The sequence below is a fragment of the Acidocella sp. genome (assembly GCF_050253495.1).
GTDB lineage: Bacteria > Pseudomonadota > Alphaproteobacteria > Acetobacterales > Acetobacteraceae > Acidocella.
This window is the reverse complement of record NZ_JBFWIX010000002.1, coordinates 127,006-145,639: the sequence shown is the minus strand read 5'-3', so window position 1 is coordinate 145,639 and position 18,634 is coordinate 127,006. Positions and strand designations below refer to the sequence as shown.

General features: G+C 64.8%; 15 protein-coding genes. 9 read left to right on the top strand and 6 right to left on the bottom strand.

Annotation, left to right across the window (positions count from 1 at the left end; translation table 11 throughout):
• Positions 1-61 precede the first annotated feature (61 nt).
• The gene (locus tag AB7D48_RS02830; protein ID WP_427975801.1) at positions 62-2,791 is read right to left on the bottom strand and encodes an AsmA-like C-terminal domain-containing protein; all 2,730 of its coding nucleotides are present in this window, start codon (positions 2,789-2,791) and stop codon (positions 62-64) included.
• Between the two features lie 17 nt (positions 2,792-2,808).
• Here AB7D48_RS02830 and AB7D48_RS02825 point away from each other — a divergent pair, with 17 nt between their 5' ends.
• From AB7D48_RS02825 to AB7D48_RS02815, 3 genes are all read left to right on the top strand, one after another.
• Complete coding sequence (locus AB7D48_RS02825; protein WP_427975800.1) at positions 2,809-5,661, top strand: bifunctional [glutamine synthetase] adenylyltransferase/[glutamine synthetase]-adenylyl-L-tyrosine phosphorylase; 2,853 nt, start codon at positions 2,809-2,811, stop codon at positions 5,659-5,661.
• Positions 5,658-6,125, top strand: coding sequence for a thioredoxin-dependent thiol peroxidase (gene bcp / locus AB7D48_RS02820; protein WP_427975799.1), 468 nt, complete (start codon positions 5,658-5,660; stop codon positions 6,123-6,125). Before AB7D48_RS02825 ends, bcp begins: the two co-directional genes overlap by 4 nt.
• A 108-nt stretch (positions 6,126-6,233) precedes the next feature.
• Complete coding sequence (locus tag AB7D48_RS02815) at positions 6,234-7,319, top strand: GGDEF domain-containing protein (protein ID WP_427975798.1); 1,086 nt, start codon at positions 6,234-6,236, stop codon at positions 7,317-7,319.
• A 64-nt stretch (positions 7,320-7,383) separates the two neighbouring features.
• On the opposite strand, the gene AB7D48_RS02810 is transcribed toward AB7D48_RS02815, so the two are convergent.
• Both AB7D48_RS02810 and mutM read right to left on the bottom strand, forming a co-directional pair.
• Entirely contained in the window at positions 7,384-8,394 is a 1,011-nt protein-coding gene (locus AB7D48_RS02810; protein WP_427975797.1) for a Hint domain-containing protein, read from the bottom strand.
• 203 nt (positions 8,395-8,597) lie between these two features.
• Complete coding sequence (mutM, locus tag AB7D48_RS02805) at positions 8,598-9,425, bottom strand: bifunctional DNA-formamidopyrimidine glycosylase/DNA-(apurinic or apyrimidinic site) lyase (protein WP_427975796.1); 828 nt, start codon at positions 9,423-9,425, stop codon at positions 8,598-8,600.
• A gap of 26 nt (positions 9,426-9,451) precedes the next feature.
• Here mutM and AB7D48_RS02800 point away from each other — a divergent pair, with 26 nt between their 5' ends.
• From AB7D48_RS02800 to AB7D48_RS02775, 6 genes are all read left to right on the top strand, one after another.
• Complete coding sequence (locus AB7D48_RS02800; protein WP_427975795.1) at positions 9,452-10,216, top strand: class I SAM-dependent methyltransferase; 765 nt, start codon at positions 9,452-9,454, stop codon at positions 10,214-10,216.
• Positions 10,213-11,394 (top strand): bifunctional phosphopantothenoylcysteine decarboxylase/phosphopantothenate--cysteine ligase CoaBC, encoded by a 1,182-nt coding sequence (gene coaBC / locus AB7D48_RS02795; RefSeq protein ID WP_427975794.1) that lies wholly within the window; start codon positions 10,213-10,215, stop codon positions 11,392-11,394. Before AB7D48_RS02800 ends, coaBC begins: the two co-directional genes overlap by 4 nt.
• Positions 11,391-11,840 carry a dUTP diphosphatase gene (gene dut, locus AB7D48_RS02790; RefSeq protein ID WP_427975793.1) on the top strand — a complete coding sequence of 150 codons (450 nt, stop codon included), beginning with the start codon at positions 11,391-11,393 and terminating at the stop codon, positions 11,838-11,840. The genes coaBC and dut overlap by 4 nt, the downstream gene beginning before the upstream one ends.
• Positions 11,841-11,862: 22 nt before the next feature.
• The gene (gene nikR, locus AB7D48_RS02785; protein ID WP_427975792.1) at positions 11,863-12,315 is read left to right on the top strand and encodes a nickel-responsive transcriptional regulator NikR; all 453 of its coding nucleotides are present in this window, start codon (positions 11,863-11,865) and stop codon (positions 12,313-12,315) included.
• A 141-nt stretch (positions 12,316-12,456) separates the two neighbouring features.
• On the top strand, positions 12,457-14,184 hold the full coding sequence (locus tag AB7D48_RS02780) for an ABC transporter permease (protein WP_427975791.1): 1,728 nt from the start codon (positions 12,457-12,459) through the stop codon (positions 14,182-14,184).
• 5 nt (positions 14,185-14,189) lie between these two features.
• Entirely contained in the window at positions 14,190-15,512 is a 1,323-nt protein-coding gene (locus AB7D48_RS02775; RefSeq protein ID WP_427975790.1) for an AAA-associated domain-containing protein, read from the top strand.
• Positions 15,513-15,653: 141 nt separating this feature from the next.
• Here the strand turns inward: AB7D48_RS02775 and trmB are convergent, their stop codons facing one another.
• The 3 genes from trmB to metK form a co-directional block, all read right to left on the bottom strand.
• On the bottom strand, positions 15,654-16,322 hold the full coding sequence (gene trmB / locus AB7D48_RS02770) for a tRNA (guanine(46)-N(7))-methyltransferase TrmB (protein WP_427975789.1): 669 nt from the start codon (positions 16,320-16,322) through the stop codon (positions 15,654-15,656).
• Positions 16,319-17,221, bottom strand: coding sequence for a DMT family transporter (locus AB7D48_RS02765; RefSeq protein ID WP_427975788.1), 903 nt, complete (start codon positions 17,219-17,221; stop codon positions 16,319-16,321). Before AB7D48_RS02765 ends, trmB begins: the two co-directional genes overlap by 4 nt.
• 81 nt (positions 17,222-17,302) lie before the next feature.
• Positions 17,303-18,490, bottom strand: a complete 1,188-nt coding sequence (gene metK, locus AB7D48_RS02760; protein WP_427975787.1) for a methionine adenosyltransferase — start codon at positions 18,488-18,490, stop codon at positions 17,303-17,305.
• Between the last annotated feature and the right edge of the window lie 144 nt (positions 18,491-18,634).

The window sequence follows — 18,634 nt, the reverse complement described above, 5'->3', positions numbered from 1 at the left end:
GGGCGCTGTTTCCAAAAAGCGCCCCTCAGCGGCGCTTGGTCATGTGTTTTTGAAACGGCCGCTAATTCCTCGAAGGCGAGCTAGCCTTCGGCGGCTGTTCCCCGAGCCCGAAAATGCCGCGCAAGACCCCCGGCGTCAGCGCCGAAAGCGGATTGACGCGCACGGAGGGACTGTCCAGATCGCCTTGCACATGCGCGCGCACGGCGAATAATCCGCCCCCCTTCTCAGCGGAGAACAACCGCCCCAGCAGGGGAATTTTCCCCGGCAGGGAATTGATCGCGTAGGCCGGGACGATGGTGGTGTCGAGGTCGCATGTTCCCGCCCGGGTGTTCACCGTGCCGCTGGCCGTAAAGCCCAGCGATTCCGAATAAGCGTCGGCGCCATGCAGCTCCAATATATCGCCATTCAGCGTGAAGGGCACCAAGGCGTGATCGATCAGCAGCCCAGGCCCGGAAACCGCCTCCGCCACGCCGTAAAGCGTGGCGGCCTGCAGCACCTTGGTAAAGCCCGGCGCCTTCACCAGCCGCGCATCCGTCAGCTTCAACGTGCCGCGCGCCGCACCACCGCCAAACGCCGCCGTCAAATCCAGCCCGCCGCCGCGCATCCCGTCATAAGCGCCGAGCGCGCGCAGCAGCTCCCCCGCATCCTCTCCCTGTAAGGTCAGGTCATGGCGCCCATCCGGCGGGGAGGTCACGCTCAGGGTCAGCCCGCGGGCCTTGCCGCTGGCCGTGGAAAGGCTTTCCCCCCGCCCCGCGGCGCCGAGGGTGACATCGCGCAGCGGCGGCGCGGGCGACTTGGCGAGGTAAAATTTCCCGAATGCCAGCCTGGCCCGCCAGGGCAACCCGGCGGCGGCGGGCTCGCCGGCCGGTGCCACCGCCGCCCGCGAGGCCCGCCCCAGGGCGCTGCCTTGCTCTTTCGCGCGCACATCCAGCACCGCGCCGGACAGATTCAGCCCCCACGGCTCGCCGGGCGCCGCCGGTGGCACCAGCGTACCGCTGGCCTCGGTCCGGCCGATATGCGCCGCATCCAGCACGAAACGCGCGCCGGCACCATGGGCGCGCAGCGTGAAATCCGGCGCGTTCACCGTCAGTGTCTGGATCATGTCCAACGCACCGTCCCGCAGCGTGAAGCGCGACATGACGCGCCCAGCCTCGCCGGGGGATTTTTGCCAGCCCAACACCGGCAGGGCGAGCCCGGCCGGGGTCAAGTCGATGGTCAGCACGGCCTGCTGAACCCCGCCCGGTGGACCGCTGAGAGAAAAGTCGAACGGCGCCGTGCCCTGCGCGGCGGAGCTGACATTGCTCGGCGTGTCGAGCCCGAAGACATGCCAGAGGCGCCGCCCGGCAATGCCATGCAGCTGCAAAACCTCGTTCCCGCCATGGTCGAAGGTCTGATCCACCGTCAATGTCGCGGGTTCCCCGGCGAAATCCGTGCGGGCGCTGGCGTGCAGCGTGTGGCCGTCCGTCGTCAGCGCCACCTGGCCATTGGTGAACCCGATGCCGGGGATCAGCGTGTCCATGCGCACATCGGTGATGTCCGCCCGCACAGTCAGCGCCACCTCCTCCTTGTGCAGATCCTTCTTGAAGGGAATGGTGGCGTCCAGCACGCCATGAGCCATGCCGGTGGCGCGCCTGACCTCCGGCGGCGTGCTGTCCAGCAGGTCGAGCGGGGGCGCGCCCAAAATCGCCAGCACGTCCCGCACCTTGCCGGACAGGTCGAGCTTCAGATCGCCGAACTGGTCCTTGGCGGTCATGTCGGTGATGACGAGGCTGCCATGATTCAGCTTCACCCCGCCCGCCTCGCCGCTGGTGGCGGTGATCACCGCCGTATCCATGCCGGGCATGACGAACTGGCCGTTCATATGCACCAGCGGCGTGGCGCCTGTCAGCCAATCCAGGGTCAGGTCGTCGCCGTCGAACTGACCATGCGCGTTCACCACCCTGAAATGCGACAGATCGCCATTGGCCGCCATGTCGAACGTGAAATGCGCGCCACGCGCGGTGCCCGCGGTGATATTCTCCGTCACCCATTGGCGTGTTTCGGGCATTGCCGCGGGCGGCCAGAACGCGGCCAGGTCCTGCGCGCGCACCTCATCCAGCGTCACATCGAGCCGGCCGAGCCATAATCCTTCCCGGTGGGCGTGGAAGCTGAAGGTCAGACGCGGGGCACTGGCGCCGCGCCGCTGCAACTGGGCCATGCCATCGCTGACCGTCACGCCGCCCCCGCGCGCGACCCTCAGCACGAAGGAGGCCTGCTCCAGCGCCACGCTGTTGGGGTTCACGCCGACATCCCCCTTGCCGATGCTGACATGCATGTCCCCGCTCGACAGCGTGAAACCCGCCCCCGGCCATAGATCGGCGGACCATGAGACCGGCACGTTTCCGCCCGGAAAAGTGGCTCCCTCGCCGGTCAGCTGCACGGGCGCCCTGCCGCCGAACAGATCCGCCGCGGGCATGACAAGATTGGCGGTGGGAATATCGGCCAGCGCCCCGCCTGAATCCGTCCGCACCTTAATGCCGCCCAGGCGCAGCACGAACGGCACGGCCCCGCCTTTATGGTACCCCGCCCAGGCCAGCTCGGCCTTGGCCACATGCACATTCACGCCCTCGCCGGTGAGCTGCGTCGCCAAGCGGGACGCCAGCACGGGAATGTCCAGCGGCCCCTGCGACAGCCGGAACGCCAGCAGCCCGAACAGCCCCAGGGCAAGCAGGATCAGCAAAATGGCGATCCGGCCGAGCTGGTGCAGCGCCTCTATGACAATCCAGGCGGCTTGACCTCTGCGTGGCTTCATTCTGTTCTGCTTGCCAGATGCCCGGCGATCTTCACAAGCCATCCTTTCCACAAGCGGCCGATCAGGCGGCGGCCGAGAGGCTGCGCGCGGATTTCGCCGCCCTCGGCACAGGCGAGGCCGCCTTCGCCGCCAGCGAATCGGGCGCCGCGCTGCTGGATGCCCTGGGCGGCAATGCGCCTTATCTGGCGGAACTTGCCTGCCGGGAGCCCGCAACGCTGCTGGCCTGCATGAGGACCGGCCCATGGCGGGAGGCGCAATCCGTCCTCGCCACCCTGGATGGCTTGGCGCCGGACATGCCCCGCCCGGAACTCAGCGCCGCCCTGCGCGGCGCCAAGCGGCGCATGGCGCTTACCATCGCCATCGCCGATCTCGGCGGATTCTGGCCGCTGGAGGAAGTCACCGCCGCATTGTCCAACCTCGCGGAGGCCGCCTTGCGCGCCGCCACCCGGCATTTGCTGCGCGCCTTGCACCAAAGCGGGGATATCGTTTTGCCCGACCCCGGCGACCCCGAACGCGAAAGCGGCTTCACCACGCTGGCCCTGGGCAAGCTCGGCGCGCGGGAGCTGAATTATTCGTCGGACATCGACCTCGTCCTGCTCTACGACCCGGACGCCGCGCCCTATGGGGCGGAGTCCCAGCCGCTGATGGCCCGGCTGGCGCGCGACCTCACCACCCTGCTTTCGGCGCGGGACGAGGAAGGCTACGTGTTCCGGGTGGATCTGCGGTTGCGGCCCGATCCCGGCGCGACACCTCCCGTCGTGTCCCTGCTCACGGCGCTCACCTATTACGAGAGCCATGGCCGCACCTGGGAGCGGGCCGCCTTCTCCAAGGCCAGGCCCGTGGCCGGAGACATCGCCCTGGGTCAGCAATTTCTCGCCGCCATCCGCCCCTTCATCTGGCGCAAATATCTGGATTTCGCCGCGATTTCCGACATTCATGAGATGAAGCGCCAGATCGACGCGCAGCAAGCCGCCCATGGGCTGCGCGGTTTCGACGTGAAGCTGGGGCGCGGCGGCATCCGCGAGATCGAATTCACCGTGCAGACCTTAGGCCTGGTCTGGGGCGGGCAAAACCCCACATTGCGCATTCCCGCCACGTTGGAGGCCCTGCCCGCCCTGGCCCGTGCCGGGCATATGCCAGAGCGCGCGGCCCGGCAGCTCGCCGCCGATTACCGGGAACTGCGCCGGGTGGAACACCGTCTGCAAATGGTGGCGGACCGCCAGACCCATGAATTGCCGGGCAACGATGCCGCGCTGGAGGCTTTTTGTGTTTTCCTGGGCGCGCCCCGGTTCAAACATGAGTTTCCACGCCTGCTGAAGCGTGTGCACAAACATTTCCTGGATTTTTTCGATGCCGGCGCGCCGGAGGGCCAGGACACCCTGGACCCAGGACCGGCGGGGCCGCCACCGGCTGTGTTTTCCGACAGGCTGACGGCGCTGGGCTTCAAGGATGTGAAGCACATCGCCGAGCGGCTGCGCGACTGGGCCGGCGGCGGCATGCCGGCCTTGCGCTCACCGCGCGCGCGGGAATTGCTGGCGGGCCTGTTGCCGCATCTGCTGGCCGCCCTGGGGGCTCAGCCCGAGCCGGACAAGACATTCGCGCATTTCGACACGCTGCTGAGCCGCCAGCGCGCCGGGGTGCAGTTGCTGTCTCTCTTCACCCATAACACCGCCTTGCTGAAGCGTCTGGCCGCCGTGCTCGGCGCCGCCCCAGCGCTGTCCGACTATCTGACCGACGACCCACAGGCGCTGGACGGGCTGCTGGCGCCGCAGGCGCGCTTTGCCGCGCCGCGCCCGCTGCTGCGCAGGCTGCTGGCCGAGGCCGAGGATCTGGAACAGGCCGCCGCCACCACGCGCCGCTTCGTCCGGCAGGAGGAATTCCATCTTTCCGTCGCCACGTTGGAAGGGCGGCTGAACGCGAACGAGGCCGGGCATCTGCGCAGCGCCCTGGCGGAAGCCGCGCTCTCGCAATTGATGCCGTTGGCCCTCGCGGCGCATAAGGAACGCCACGGCCCGGTGCGCGGCGCCAAAATCGCCGTGGTGGCGCTGGGCAAGGCCGGTGCTGGGGAAATGCTGGCGGGGTCGGACCTGGACCTGATGCTGATCTATGATCATGCGCCCGCCGCCTTTGCCCCGACCCAATGGTTCGTGCGGCTCAGCCATGGCTTCATCGGCGCGCTGACGGCGCAAGGGCCGGGCGGGCCGCTCTATCAGGTGGATATGAGGCTGCGCCCTTCCGGCAATGCCGGGCCGGTGGCCGTCTCGCTCGCCGCCTTCCGCAATTACCATGCGCGGGACTCCTGGACCTGGGAGCGGCTGGCCCTGACCCGCGCGCGGGTGATGGCGGCGACTCCCGGTTTCGCCGCCACCGTGCGCGAGGCTATTTTGAATGCGCTGTGCCGCCCGGAGCCGCGCGCCAAGATCCTGACCGATACCGCCGCCATGCAGGCCCGCCTTGCCGCCGACATGCCCCCACGCGGGCCTTTCGACCTGCGGGCCATACCGGGGGGCATGATGGAGACGGGCTTCATCGCGCAGGCGCTGCAACTCATCCATGGCGCCAGCGCGCCCGCCTTGTTCCAGCCCAACACGGCGGGCGCGCTGCGGGGGCTGGCCGCGGCCGGGCTGCTGCGCCAGGGCGAGGCCGAAACGCTGATCCATGCCGATTTTCTCTGGCGCAGCATCCAAGGCATCAACCGCATCACCGGGCTTCCCATCCGCGCCAGCGAGCCGCCAGGGGCGATGATGGAACCGCTGCTGCGCGCCACCGGCTTTGAGAGCCCGGCGGCGCTGCAAGGCGAAATCGCCGATACCGCCAGCGCCGCGCACGAGATTTTCTCACGCTTGATCATTGAAGGAGCTGCCCCATGAGCCTCACCGAAGGTGCCCCGGCACCGGATTTCTCCCTTCCCGCCACGGGGGGGCGCACCGTCTCGCTCGCAAGTCTGAGGGGCAAGCCGTTCGTGCTGTATTTCTATCCTCGCGCCGACACGCCCGGCTGCACCAAGGAAGCCTGCGCCTTTCAGGCCGGGTTGCCGGATTTTTCGGGACTCGATGTCACCGTTATCGGCGTGTCCAAGGACAAAATGGCGGCGCTGGAGACATTCGCCGAAAAATACACGCTGGAATTCCCCCTGGCCTCCGATCCGGACGCACAAGCGATCGATGCCTATGGCGCCTGGCAGGAAAAATCCATGTATGGGAAAAAATATATGGGCATTCAACGTTCCACCGTGCTGGTGGACGCCAAGGGCAAGGTCTCGAAAATCTGGCCGAAGGTGAAAGTTGAAGGCCATGCCGAGGATGTCCTGAAAGCCGTGCGGGCGCTGGGCTGACGACTCCACCGCCGGGCGGGCCAAGCCCGGCGGAAAAGTTAAAGCAACGCTTTCGATACGTTGAATTTCACCATTGCTTAACCTTACCGCCCTCATCATGATCCCGTAATGGAAAAAGGTTCGTGCATCGTGGGCTTATTCATAGAAAACCAAACCCGGGAAAACCAAACCCGGGAAGCGCCCCTCCCCCGCCACGGCACGGATGAAGCCGCGCGGCGCGCGCACAGCCTCGCAAGCTACGAAATTCTGGATAGCGACCCCGAAGCCGCCTTCGATTCCATCGCGCAATTGGCGGCGCTCATCTGCAACGCGCCCCTAGCTGTCATTTGTTTTTTCTCTTCCAGCGGGCAATGGGTCAAGGCTGGCTGGGCCGCGCCTTCGCACACGGCCAGGCTTAAGGCCCTGCCGCGCCATCTGAACCTGCATGACGAAACCTTGCTGGATCAAGGGCACGGCGCCATTCCAGCCATTCTGAACCTGCAATTATTGATCGCCATGCCGCTCATCGCGCCGGATGGGCTCACTCTCGGCAATCTTATCGTGTTCAACCAGCACAAACACACCCTGCGGCGAAACCAGCGCACGGCACTTGGCGTTTTATCCAGGCAAGTCATGGAGCTTTTGGAAATGCGCCGGGCTCTGGTTGGATTGTCCCAGGCCAATGCCCGCCTTGGGCAGCAGAATATGACCGATGCGTTGACGACCGTTCCCAATCGCCGCGCCTATGATCACAAACTGTCCGAGGAAACGGCGCGGGCCGCGCGTACCGGGGGGGCTCTCTGCCTGCTCCTGCTCGATATCGATCATTTCAAGACTTATAACGATGAATTCGGTCATCCCGCCGGAGACGCCGCCTTGAAAGCCGTGGCACGGATGCTGCAATCGGCCTTGCGGCCCTATGATTTTCTGGCCCGTTACGGCGGCGAGGAATTTGCCGTCATCCTGCCTTCAACCAATCTCACGGAAGCGCTTTTGGTGGCGGAACGGTTGCGCGCATTGGTCGCCAACTCACCGCTTCAGCACCGAAACGTAACCGTTTCCATCGGTGTTTCACGGCTCGATGTGGAATCAGGCGCGCGCGCGCTGGTCCAGGCCGCCGACAATGGATTGTACCGGGCCAAGGCCACCGGGCGCAACAAGGTGATCATCGGCAAGCTACGCAACGATACGGTGGCTGGTTCCGCCCGCCGCTAGCCCTCGCCACCCCCGGAATAAACCGGGGACGCTTTCCAGTGGCGACGAGAGCGTGAAAACGCCGTCAGGCGGCCTGGATCAATGAGCCGGAAACCCGCAAGGCCATCAACCGGGCACGCAGCCCTTGCGGCAATTGGCGCGCAGCCTTCACGCGCGGATAGTCCATTTCAGCGATGCAGGCTCCAGCCCCCAGCGCCTCATGCTCGTTCCAATTGTCGAAATTCATTCGTCCCGCGTTGTCAACGAAACTTTCGCTCGCCACCCCGTTGGAGATCAGCAAATCATGGCTTGCCAACTCGACATGGTAATAAACAAAATGATCCGCCATCTCCTCGCGCAGAATGGTCAAACCATTCACCAACGCGCCCGCCTCAACCAGAACGCCATCCAGAAACAAGGCATGGGCGGGGGAGACACGAAGGTCCTGCCTCGGCAAGGCCTCTCCCAAGGCACCGGCCTTGATCAGAACCGGCGCGGCACGCAATGGATCGGCGAAGCGACCCGCGATGGTGGAACGGCCCAGCCAGCGCACCGGCACCGCCTGGCCCGCCGCGGTGAGAACCATGTCCCCGGCCTTGAGGGTCTCCACGGCGACTTCGCCTGAAACAGTCCTGATCTTCGTGCCGGCGAGAAAACAAGTCACGTCGGTGACGGTGCCGCCATCCTCCAGAGCGTAGGATCCACCGGAGGCGGGCTGATAGGAGGTATATTGGTAATACGGGTTGTGCCTGCTGTAGCTGTTGCCATTGAACGTGCCGCTGGTGACCGTGACCGTGCCCGTATAAAGGCTGGCCGGCTCCTCGACACCGTTTTCCCAATCCAGGAATAATTTGCTGCCATCCGAGGCGGTGAGCTCAATCTCGTAATTGAAATTCGAACTCTCCCCACCCCCATGATAGACCGTGCCCGTGCTGTAGACTTCCGTCGTGCCGTCATTGGTCAGCGTCACCACGACATCCGAAACACTCGTCAGCGTTTCCGCGCTGTCATAAGTATCCGTCCATGTTCCGGAAATGGAAGCGCCATCCGTAAAAACGGCATCGTTCAGAGTCGACGTCACGGTGGTATCTGACATGCTGATTTCCTATAAACTTCGCAATTCCGACAAAAAGCACGAGCGATTTTGTCAGGTTAGCTGCCCGATCCGTTCTAATTGATCAAGCAACATTTCCGTTATCGGATCGGCCCAGACCACCCAAAAACAACCATAAGTGGAATGAACTGTTTTCGAAAAAAAACAATCGACGCCCCGCCAGCGCGGCTCGGTTCAGGTGAAACTCAGCGCTGCGTTTTCGCGCAATAAAACGTGCCGCGGCCAGATTGGACGACCCGCCGGATCCCCTCGCAGGCGGGAGGGCCAGGACAGCGCTCACACGCCTCCCCCTCACGGCCATAAACTTTCCAGGCATGCTGAAAATAACCAAGCTCACCGCTTGGCTGCACATAATCGCGCAAGGAGGACCCTCCCGCCGCGATCGCCTCGACCAGCGTGGCGCGCACGGCCTGGGCCAGCGCCTCAAACCTGGGGCGGGAGATTTTGCCCGCCGCGCGGAGGGGGGAAATACCCGCGCGAAACAGCGCCTCGCTCGCATAGATATTCCCGATGCCCGCCACCACCCGCTGGTCCAGCAGCACGGCCTTTATGGGGGCGGATCGCCCCTTCGCGATCGCGGCCAGATAATCGCCGGAAAACTCATTGCCCAGCGGTTCCGGTCCCATCCCCGCCAGCAATCTATGGTTGTCCTCCGCCGCCGTGCATACCAGATCCAACATTCCGAACCGGCGTGGATCCACAAACCCCACGCGCCCGCCATCTTCGGTCTCGATGGTCAAATGCTCATGCGCGGACTCGGGCTTATCCAGCAACATCCGGCCGGACATGCCGAGATGGATCAGCATCGACCAGCCATTATCCAGCCGCATCAGCATGAACTTGCCCCGGCGCCGGAAACCCCGCACGGTGGCGCCGGTCAGCATGCGCGGCAGTTCAGGCGGCACGGGCCAACGAATATCGGCGCGGCGCAGGGTGGCGCGGACAATGCGCCGGCCGGTCAGATGACCGTCCAGCCCGCGCATCACGGTTTCGACCTCGGGGAGTTCCGGCATGGCAAAACAAGGCTATAAAGCCCCCCATGAGCCAGAACAATGCCCCGCACGATCCGCAAGACACCGCCGATTTCGGCTTCCGCTCCGTCCCCAGGGGCGAAAAAAGCACCCTGGTGCGGGAAGTGTTCGATTCCGTGGCCGGCAAATACGATGTGATGAACGATCTGATGTCGCTCGGCATCCACCGGCTCTGGAAACGTGAATATCTCACGATGCTGGACCCGCGCCCCCACCACAAGCTGCTGGACCTGGCGGCGGGCACCGGGGACATCACCTTTGGCTGGCTGAAACGCGGCGGCGGACCGGTGGTGATGTCGGACATCAACGAATCCATGCTGAATGTGGGGCGGGACCGGGCCACCGCCAACGGCTATCTGGGCGATATCGAGTTCCTGGTGGCGGACGCGGAGGCGCTGCCGCTGGCGGCACGGGCATTCGACCGTGTCTCCATGGCATTCGGGCTGCGCAACTGCACCAACAAGCAGAAAGTGATCGAGGAAGCCTTCCGCCTGCTGCGCCCGGGCGGGCGCTTCCTGGTGCTGGAATTCTCCAAGCTGCAAATCGCGGGGTTGGAAAAGCTGTACGACACGTGGTCCTTCCAGGCCTTGCCGAAAATCGGCGGCATCGTGGCCAAGGATTCCGAGAGCTATCAGTACCTCGCGGAGAGCATCCGCATGTTCCCCCCGCAGGAGGAGCTAAAACAGATGTTCGAGACCGCTGGGTTCGAGCGCGTGAGCTACCGCAACCTCTCCGGCGGCATCGCCGCCATCCACGCCGGCTGGAAGCTGTGAAGCGCATCCTGCTCATCGTCACGGGCGGCATCGCGGCCTATAAGGCGCTGGAGCTGGTGCGCCTGGCCACCAAGGCGGGCATTGGCGTTACCGCCGTGCTCACCAAATCCGGCGCGCAATTCGTCACGCCGCTGTCGCTGCAGGCCCTCACCGGCTCCAAGGTCCATCAGGATCTATTTTCCCTGACCGATGAAAGCGAGATGGGCCATATCGAGCTGTCCCGCTCGGCCGATCTCGTCGTCGTGGCCCCGGCCAGCGCGGACATATTGGCCAAAATGACCGCCGGGCTGGCCGACGACCTCGCCAGCACCCTGCTCCTGGCCACGGACAAGCCCGTGCTGGTGGCCCCGGCCATGAATGTGCGCATGTGGCAACACCCGGCCACCGAGGCCAACATGGCCCTGTTGAAGCAGCGCGGCGTGCTGGTGGTGGAGCCGGATGAAGGCCCGATGGCCTGCGGCGAATATGGCCCCGGCCGTCTGGTGGAACCGCCGGAGATCCTCGCCGCCATCCAGGCCGCGCTGCATACCGGCCCGTTGCGGGGCAGGCACGCCATCGTCACCTCCGGCCCCACCCATGAGCCGATCGACCCGGTGCGCTTCATCGCCAACCGCTCCTCCGGCCGCCAGGGCCATGCCATCGCCGCGGCCCTGGCGGCCCTTGGCGCGCGTGTCACCCTTGTTTCCGGCCCCGTCGCCCTGGCGGACCCGCCGGGCCTTGTCACCATCCATGTGGAAACCGCCCGCGAAATGCAGGAAGCCGTGCAGGAAGCCCTGCCGGCCGACATCGCCATTTGCGCCGCCGCCGTGGGGGATTGGCGCGCCGAAACCGAGGCCGGGCAAAAAATCAAGAAAGATGGCGGCACCCCACCCGCCCTCGTCTTGGCTGAAAACCCGGATATTCTGGCGGGTCTTTCCGCCCCCGGCCCACGGCGCCCGCGCCTCGTCGTCGGTTTCGCGGCGGAGACGGAGAAACTGGCGGAACACGCCGCCGCCAAGAAGGCCCGCAAGGGGTGCGACTGGCTGGTCGCCAACAATGTCGGTGGCACCGGCATCATGGGCGGCAGCGAGAACGAGGTGCTGCTGCTCACCGAAACAGGTGGCGCGCATTGGGAACGCATGAACAAGCTGGCGGTGGCGCAACGCCTTGCCGCGAAGATCGGAGAATATTTCAGATGAAACCTGTTGGAGTGAAGATCCGCCGCCTGCCGCATGGCGAAGGGCTGGCATTGCCGGGCTACGCCACGGCCGGCGCCGCGGGCATGGATCTTCTGGCCGCCGTGCGGGCACCCGTGACCATCGAGCCCGGCCAACGCGCCCTCATCCCCACCGGCTTCTGCATCGCCCTGCCGGATGGCTATGAGTTGCAAATGCGCCCACGCTCAGGCCTCGCGCTGAAAAACGGCATCACCCTGCCCAACGCTCCCGGCACCATCGACGAGGATTATCGTGGCGAGATCGGCGTGATCATCCTCAATACTGGCGATACCGCCTTCGAGGTCACACGCGGCATGCGCATCGCCCAGGTCGTGCTGGCGCCGGTGGTGCGCGCCGCCTGGGAAGAGGTGGACGATCTCACCGAAACCCCGCGCGGCACGGGCGGGTTCGGCTCAACCGGTCACTGACCCCGGCGAAGTGGAGAGCAGCATGGAACGGATCACCATCACCATCGATGACGGGCTTCTCGAAAGCATCGACGCGCTGGCCGCCCGCCGGGGCTATGCCAGCCGCTCCGAGGCGATCCGCGACATGCTGCGCGACGCCGCCAAGCAGGACCAGATGACGGACGGCGCCGCCCAATGCGTCGCCAGCCTGAGCTATGTTTACGATCACTCCATGCGCGACCTGCCGCAGCGCCTGGTCGAGGCCCAGCATGCGCATCATGACCTTGGAATCGCCACCACCCATGTGCATTTCGACCATGACCATTGCCTGGAAGTGGCGCTGCTGCGCGGCAGCGCCGAGGCGATTCAGCGCCATGCGGACAGCCTCACCGCCCAGCGCGGCGTAAGCTATGCGCATCTGCATCTCATTCCTCTGACCCGCGCGGACCAGCCCCACAGCCATGATGGCCACGGCCATGCCCATGGCGGGCTTTAGGGGCCCACAGCTTCAGCAACAAGCCGAGCCGGGTACGCGCCGGGGGCTGTCATGAAAGCGCAACCCTTCCCCGGGTGACAAAAGCCGGTCACATGGCTAAGGGGGGAGGCAGATCTTCTCCATCCGAAGCCAGGCGGCCCGATGACGAATTACACCCCCCCTGCCCTGGCTGGGCAACGTTTGCCAAACCGATTCGACGGCGCCGCCATGCTGCTGGTCTTGGCGCTGCTCATCGCGCTGGTCGAGGTCGGGCGCACCACCATCGGCACGCCCATCGCGCAGATCGAGAACACCCCCATCCATCTCGACCCGTCCTGGCTGCCTTATTACGCGTTGCGCTCCACCGCGCGCATGTTCGCGGCCTTGTCCTTCTCGCTGCTCTTCACCTTTACCTATGCCACGCTGGCGGCAAAATCCCGCCGGGCGGGCATGGTGCTGATCCCCATTCTGGACATTCTCCAGTCCGTGCCCATTCTGGGGTTCCTCACCTTCACCACCGTGTTCTTCCTGCATCTCTTTCCCGGCAAGGTGATGGGGGCGGAGCTGGCCTCGGTCTTCGTGATCTTCACCAGCCAGGCCTGGAACATGGCCTTCAGCTTCTACCAGTCCCTCACCACCCTGCCAGCCGACCTGCAGGAAGCCTCGCGCAGCTTCCGCCTCTCCGCCTGGCAACGTTTCTGGAAGCTCGACGTGCCCTTCGCCATGCCCGGGCTGGTCTGGAACACCATGCTCTCAATGTCCGGCGGCTGGTTCTTCGTGGTGGCATCGGAGGCGGTGACCGTCGGCAACACCCAGTTCACCTTGCCCGGCATCGGCTCCTATGTGGCCGTGGCCCTGGCCAGGGAGGATCTGCCCGCCATTTTTTACGCCATCCTGGCCATGCTGGTGGTGATTTTGCTTTACGACCAGTTGCTCTTTCGCCCGCTGGTCGCCTGGTCCGGCAAATTCCGCTTCGAGACCACCGCCGCCATCTCCGGCCCTGAACCCTGGATGCTCAAGCTGCTGCGCCGCACCGCCTTGTTCCGCGCCATCGGCGAGGCGATCGGCGGGGTGTTCGCCGCCATCTTCCGGCTGCGCCTCTCCTTGCGTCAGCCAAGCCAGGTGGACGAGACCAGGGAAGCCTCCCGCTTCGTGGATGGGCTATGGTTCGTGGCGATTGCCGCCATCGCCATCTACGCCGCCTGGCAGATCGTGAATTACGTCTCCGCCACGCTGCATTGGCACGATCTTGCCACGGCCTTGCTGATGGGCGTGTACACCGCCATCCGCGTGACGGTGCTGATGATCATCGCGGCGCTGATCTGGGTACCGGTGGGGGTATGGATCGGGCTGCGGCCAAAAGCCACGCGCGTCGCCCAGCCCATCGCGCAATTCTTGGCCGCGTTTCCGGCCAACCTGCTCTTTCCGCCGGTCGTGCTGGCCATCGTCTATTTTCACGCCAATCCGAATATCTGGCTTACACCGCTGATGCTGATCGGCACGCAATGGTATGTGCTCTTCAACGTCATCGCCGGCGCGGCCGCCTTTCCGGGCGACATGAAGGAGGCCGTGGCGAATTTTCATATTCACGGGCTGCTCTGGTGGCGCAAGGTCATGATCCCCGGCATATTGCCCTATTTCATCACCGGCGCGCTCACCGCCTCGGGCGGCGCCTGGAACGCCTCCATCGTCGCCGAGGTGGCAAGCTGGGGGCACGAACAACTCGCCGCGCAAGGACTCGGCGCCTATATCGCCCAGGCGACGGCTTCGGGCAACACACCGCGCGTCGTGCTGGGGGTCGCGGTGATGTCCTGCTTCGTCATCCTCTTCAACCGCATATTGTGGCGGCCACTTTATGCCTATGCCGTCCGCCGCACCACGTTGGGGTAAACGCCATGGATCATCAGAGCACACCACTCGTCTGCGTGCGCAATTGCCGCCAAGCCTATCACAAGGATTCCAGCGCCGATCTGGTGGTGCTGGACGATGTGGACCTCACCCTGCACGAGGGCGAAATCGTCGCCCTGCTCGGCCGCTCGGGCTCGGGCAAATCCACGCTGCTGCGCATCGTCGCCGGATTGCTGAAACCGACCTCCGGCGAGGTGAATTGGCGCGGCAAACCGCTGAAAGGCCCCGCCCCCGGTGTCGCCATGGTGTTCCAGAGCTTTGCCCTGTTCCCCTGGCTGACAGTGCAGGAAAATGTGGAGCTGGGGCTGGAGGCCTTGGGCGTGGGCAAGGATGACCGCGAGGAACGCTCCGAGGAGGCCATCGACCTCATCGGCCTTGGCGGCTATGACGGCGCCTACCCCAAGGAGCTGTCCGGCGGCATGCGCCAGCGCGTCGGGCTGGCCCGCGCCCTGGTGGTGCATCCCGACCTGCTGCTGATGGACGAGCCTTTCTCGGCCCTGGACGTACTGACCGCCGAGACGCTGCGGACCGACCTCATCGATCTCTGGATGGACGGCAAGCTGCCGGTCAAATCCATCCTGATCGTGACGCATAATATCGAGGAAGCGGTGCTGATGGCGGACCGCATCCTGGTCTTCTCCTCCAATCCCGGCCGGGTGGCGCATGAGTTGAAAGTCCCCTTCACCCATCCGCGCAACCGTTTCGATCCGGCTTTCCGCGAAATGGTGGACGATATTTACGGCATCATGACCCGGCGCAAACCGCCGGAAATTCATGCCGCCGCCGCCCTCGCGCCCAACCCGTTCGCGCATCCCCTGCATCCCGTCGGCACCAATCTCATCGCCGGTCTGCTGGAAACGCTGAACAGCGAACCTTATGACGGCCGGGCCGACCTGCCCGCCTTGGCCGCCGCCCTGCAATTCGAGGTGGATGAGCTGCTGCCCCTGGGTGAGACACTCGGCATTCTGGGGTTCGCCGTGCTGGAGGAAGGCGATATTCTGATCACCGAAACAGGACGGCACTTCGCCGAAGGCGAAACGGAGGAGCGCAAGCAGATCTTCGCCGAAGCCTTGCGCGCGCATGTGCCACTGGTCACCGAGATCCGCAGCGTCATCGACCAGCGCTCCAACCATCGCGCCGCCGCCGTGCGCTTTCGCGACCAGTTGGAGGATCACATGTCGCCCGAATATGCCGAGGAGACGCTGCGCACCGTCATCGCCTGGGGCCGCTATGCGGAAATCTTCGAATATGACGAAGAGGCCCAGCAATTCGGGCTGGAGGAAGAAGACGAGGAAGAACACGAGGATTGATCTTCCAGGCGCGGCGCTGAGCGTGGCCACGCCTGGAAAGATCCGCTCTCATCCGATCGGATGAGAGCGCTCGCCAAGATCACAGCCTCGCCAAGACAACAACCCCGGGGCCTTGCCCGTGCACGCAGGCGAACGCAAAAGTCAGCGCCGGATCAGGGACCAGTAGACCGGCGTGCGCCCAGCGGCGATGGCCTTGGCCTCATAGCGCGTATGGGGCCAGCCTTCCGGGTGAGTGTCCGTCCGGCCGACGGTGAAAAACGCCTGCCCGGCCAGAACCTCGTCCGTCCATTCCTGATAGGTCGGATCGTCCGAGGCGATGCGCCATTCCCCGCCGGGGCGCAGCACCCGCGCCACCTCGGGCACGATCTCGGGATGCACGAAGCGCCGCTTGGCGTGGCGGGCCTTTGGCCAGGGGTCGGGAAACATCAGGAATAATTTCGAGAGCGCGCCATCGGCGAAGCCGCGCAGCAGCGGCCTGGCATCCTCGGTATAAAGCCGCAGATTGGGCAAGGGCACCGGATCGCCCGCGCCATCCGGCGCGATGCGCGAGAGCAGCGAGCAGATACCATTATCGAACACTTCCGCCGCGATATAACCAATATCGGGGTTATGCGTGGCCAGCTCATAAGCATGCTCACCGCCGCCAAAGCCCACCTCCAGCCACAGCTCACGCGGCTGGATGGCGAAGGGCGCGTCCGGCCATGCGGTTCGCGGCAGGAATTCCTCCAGCAGCCATTCCTGGCGGGGGCGCAGCTTCTTGCCGCGGGAGCGACCATAAAGGCGGTCGGGGGGTGGTTTCAGAGTCGTCATGCGGTCTTTCTTTGCCCGCGTACCAGGGCCACGCCAAGCCCCGCCACCGCCATACCCGCCCATGCCAGCAGCGGCATCGCCTCATCCAGCAAGCCCCAGCCCATCAGCCCGGAGATCGGCGGCACCAGATAAAACAGGGCCGAAACCTGCGAGGCTCTGCCAAACCGCAACATGGCGATATAAAGCGAAACGGCCACCAACGAATTGGCGATGACGAGATAACCCATCGCCGCCACGAAGGGGACCGTGACATCGACCCGCAAATCCAGCAGCGCGAAAGGCAGCATGGTCACCAGCGCCACCGCATATTGCACCGTGTTGGAGGCAACAGGGTGCATGCCCGTGCCGAACCGTTTTTCATACAGCGTGCCGCCCGTCATGCCGAACAAGGCGCCAAAAGCGCATAATACGCCCAGCACGGAGATATGACCGGTCTCGCCATATCCCAAAATCGTCACCACCGCCCCGCAAAACCCCAGCGCCAGCCCGACCCAGCCCTTGGCGCCGATCTTCTCGCGCACCAGCATGGGCGCCAGCACCCCCACCAGCATCGGCTGCAACGAGGTCACAAGCGCCACCACTCCCGCCGAGGCGCCCAAGGCCAAGGCCGCATAGCACATGCCAAAATAGACGCTCTGGATACAGACCCCCACCACGGCCACATGCAGCCAGGCCACGGGCCGTTTGGGAAATGCCGGCCGCAGCCAGAGAATGAGCGGCAGCAGCACCAGCAACGCCAGCGCGTAACGCAGCACCAGAAAGGTGAAGGGAGACGCGTATTGGATGCCGATCTTGGAGACCGGAAACCCCGCCGACCAGAACAGCAGAAACAATACCGGCGCGGTGCGCAACCAAAGCGGCTGGGGAGACACGATCCGGTCTTCGACGCGCTCTTGCATGGAACACCAGTGAAATGCGCCCCAGGACCGGGGGCCACGAATGAACGGTTTTCGGGGCTCCTCACGAAGCCCCGAACCATCTCAGCGGTTGAAGGCGCTCTTCAGAGAGGGCACCAGGTCGGTCTTCTCCCAGGTGAAGGTGCCCAACGCCGCATCCGGCGCGCGGCCGAAATGGCCGAAGGCCGAGGTCGGCGCATAGATCGGCCGGTTGAGCTGCATATGCTCGCGGATGCCGCGCGGGGTCAGGTTCACCAGTTCGCGCAGCGTCTTCTCCAGCTTCGTCTCGTCCACATCCTGGCCCGTGCCGTGCAGGTCCACATAGAGCGAAAGCGGCTGGCTGACGCCGATCGCATAGGAAAGCTGCAAGGTGCATTTCTCGGCCAAGCCGGCGGCCACCACGTTCTTGGCCAGATAACGGCAGACATAGGCGGCGGAACGGTCGACCTTCGTGGGATCCTTGCCGGAGAACGCGCCACCGCCATGCGGCGCGGCGCCACCATAAGTATCCACGATGATCTTGCGCCCGGTCAGGCCGCAATCGCCATCCGGCCCGCCGATTTCAAAAATCCCCGTCGGATTGACGTAGAATTCCTCATCCTTCGGCATCCAGCCATCCGGCAGGGCCGCGGCGACGATCGGGCGGATCATCTCCTTCACCTGAGCGGGCGTGAAGCCTGGCTCATGCTGGATGGAAACAACCACGGAGGTCGCGCCCACCGGCTTGCCATCCACATATTTCAGCGTCACCTGGCTTTTGGCGTCGGGCAGCAGGCCCTTGACCTGGCTGTTGGCGGCGCGGCGCAACTCGGAAATCCGGCGCAGGATCAAATGGGAATAATAGATCGGCGCGGGCATCAACGCCTCGGTCTCGGTGCAGGCATAACCGAACATGATGCCCTGGTCGCCGGCCCCCTCGTCCTTGTTGCCGGCGGCATCCACCCCCACGGCGATATGCGCCGATTGCGCGTGCAGATGCACGGCGATGTCGGCGTTCCTCCAGGAGAATCCCTCCTGGTCGTAGCCGATATCGTGCACGGCCAGACGGGCCAGATGCGCCAGATATTCCTTGGTGATGGTTTCCGGTCCACGCACCTCGCCCGCCAGGATGATGCGGTTGGTGGTCACCAGCGTTTCACAGGCCACGCGCGCATAAGGGTCGGCCGCCAGATAGGCATCGACGACGGTATCGGAAATCCGGTCGGCAACCTTGTCCGGATGACCCTCGGAGACGGACTCAGAGGTAAACAGAAATTCTCCGCGATCGCGCATGCAAAACCCCCGTAAGACTTCGAGCCGCAGGGCGATTCACCCTGGAACGGCGCGGTTCGGATGGCGCATTGGGGGGCTTGGGTCAATATGCCGGACTTTTATGGCTGCCCGGCCGCCTCCCCCGCGCCAAGGTGATATTGAAAA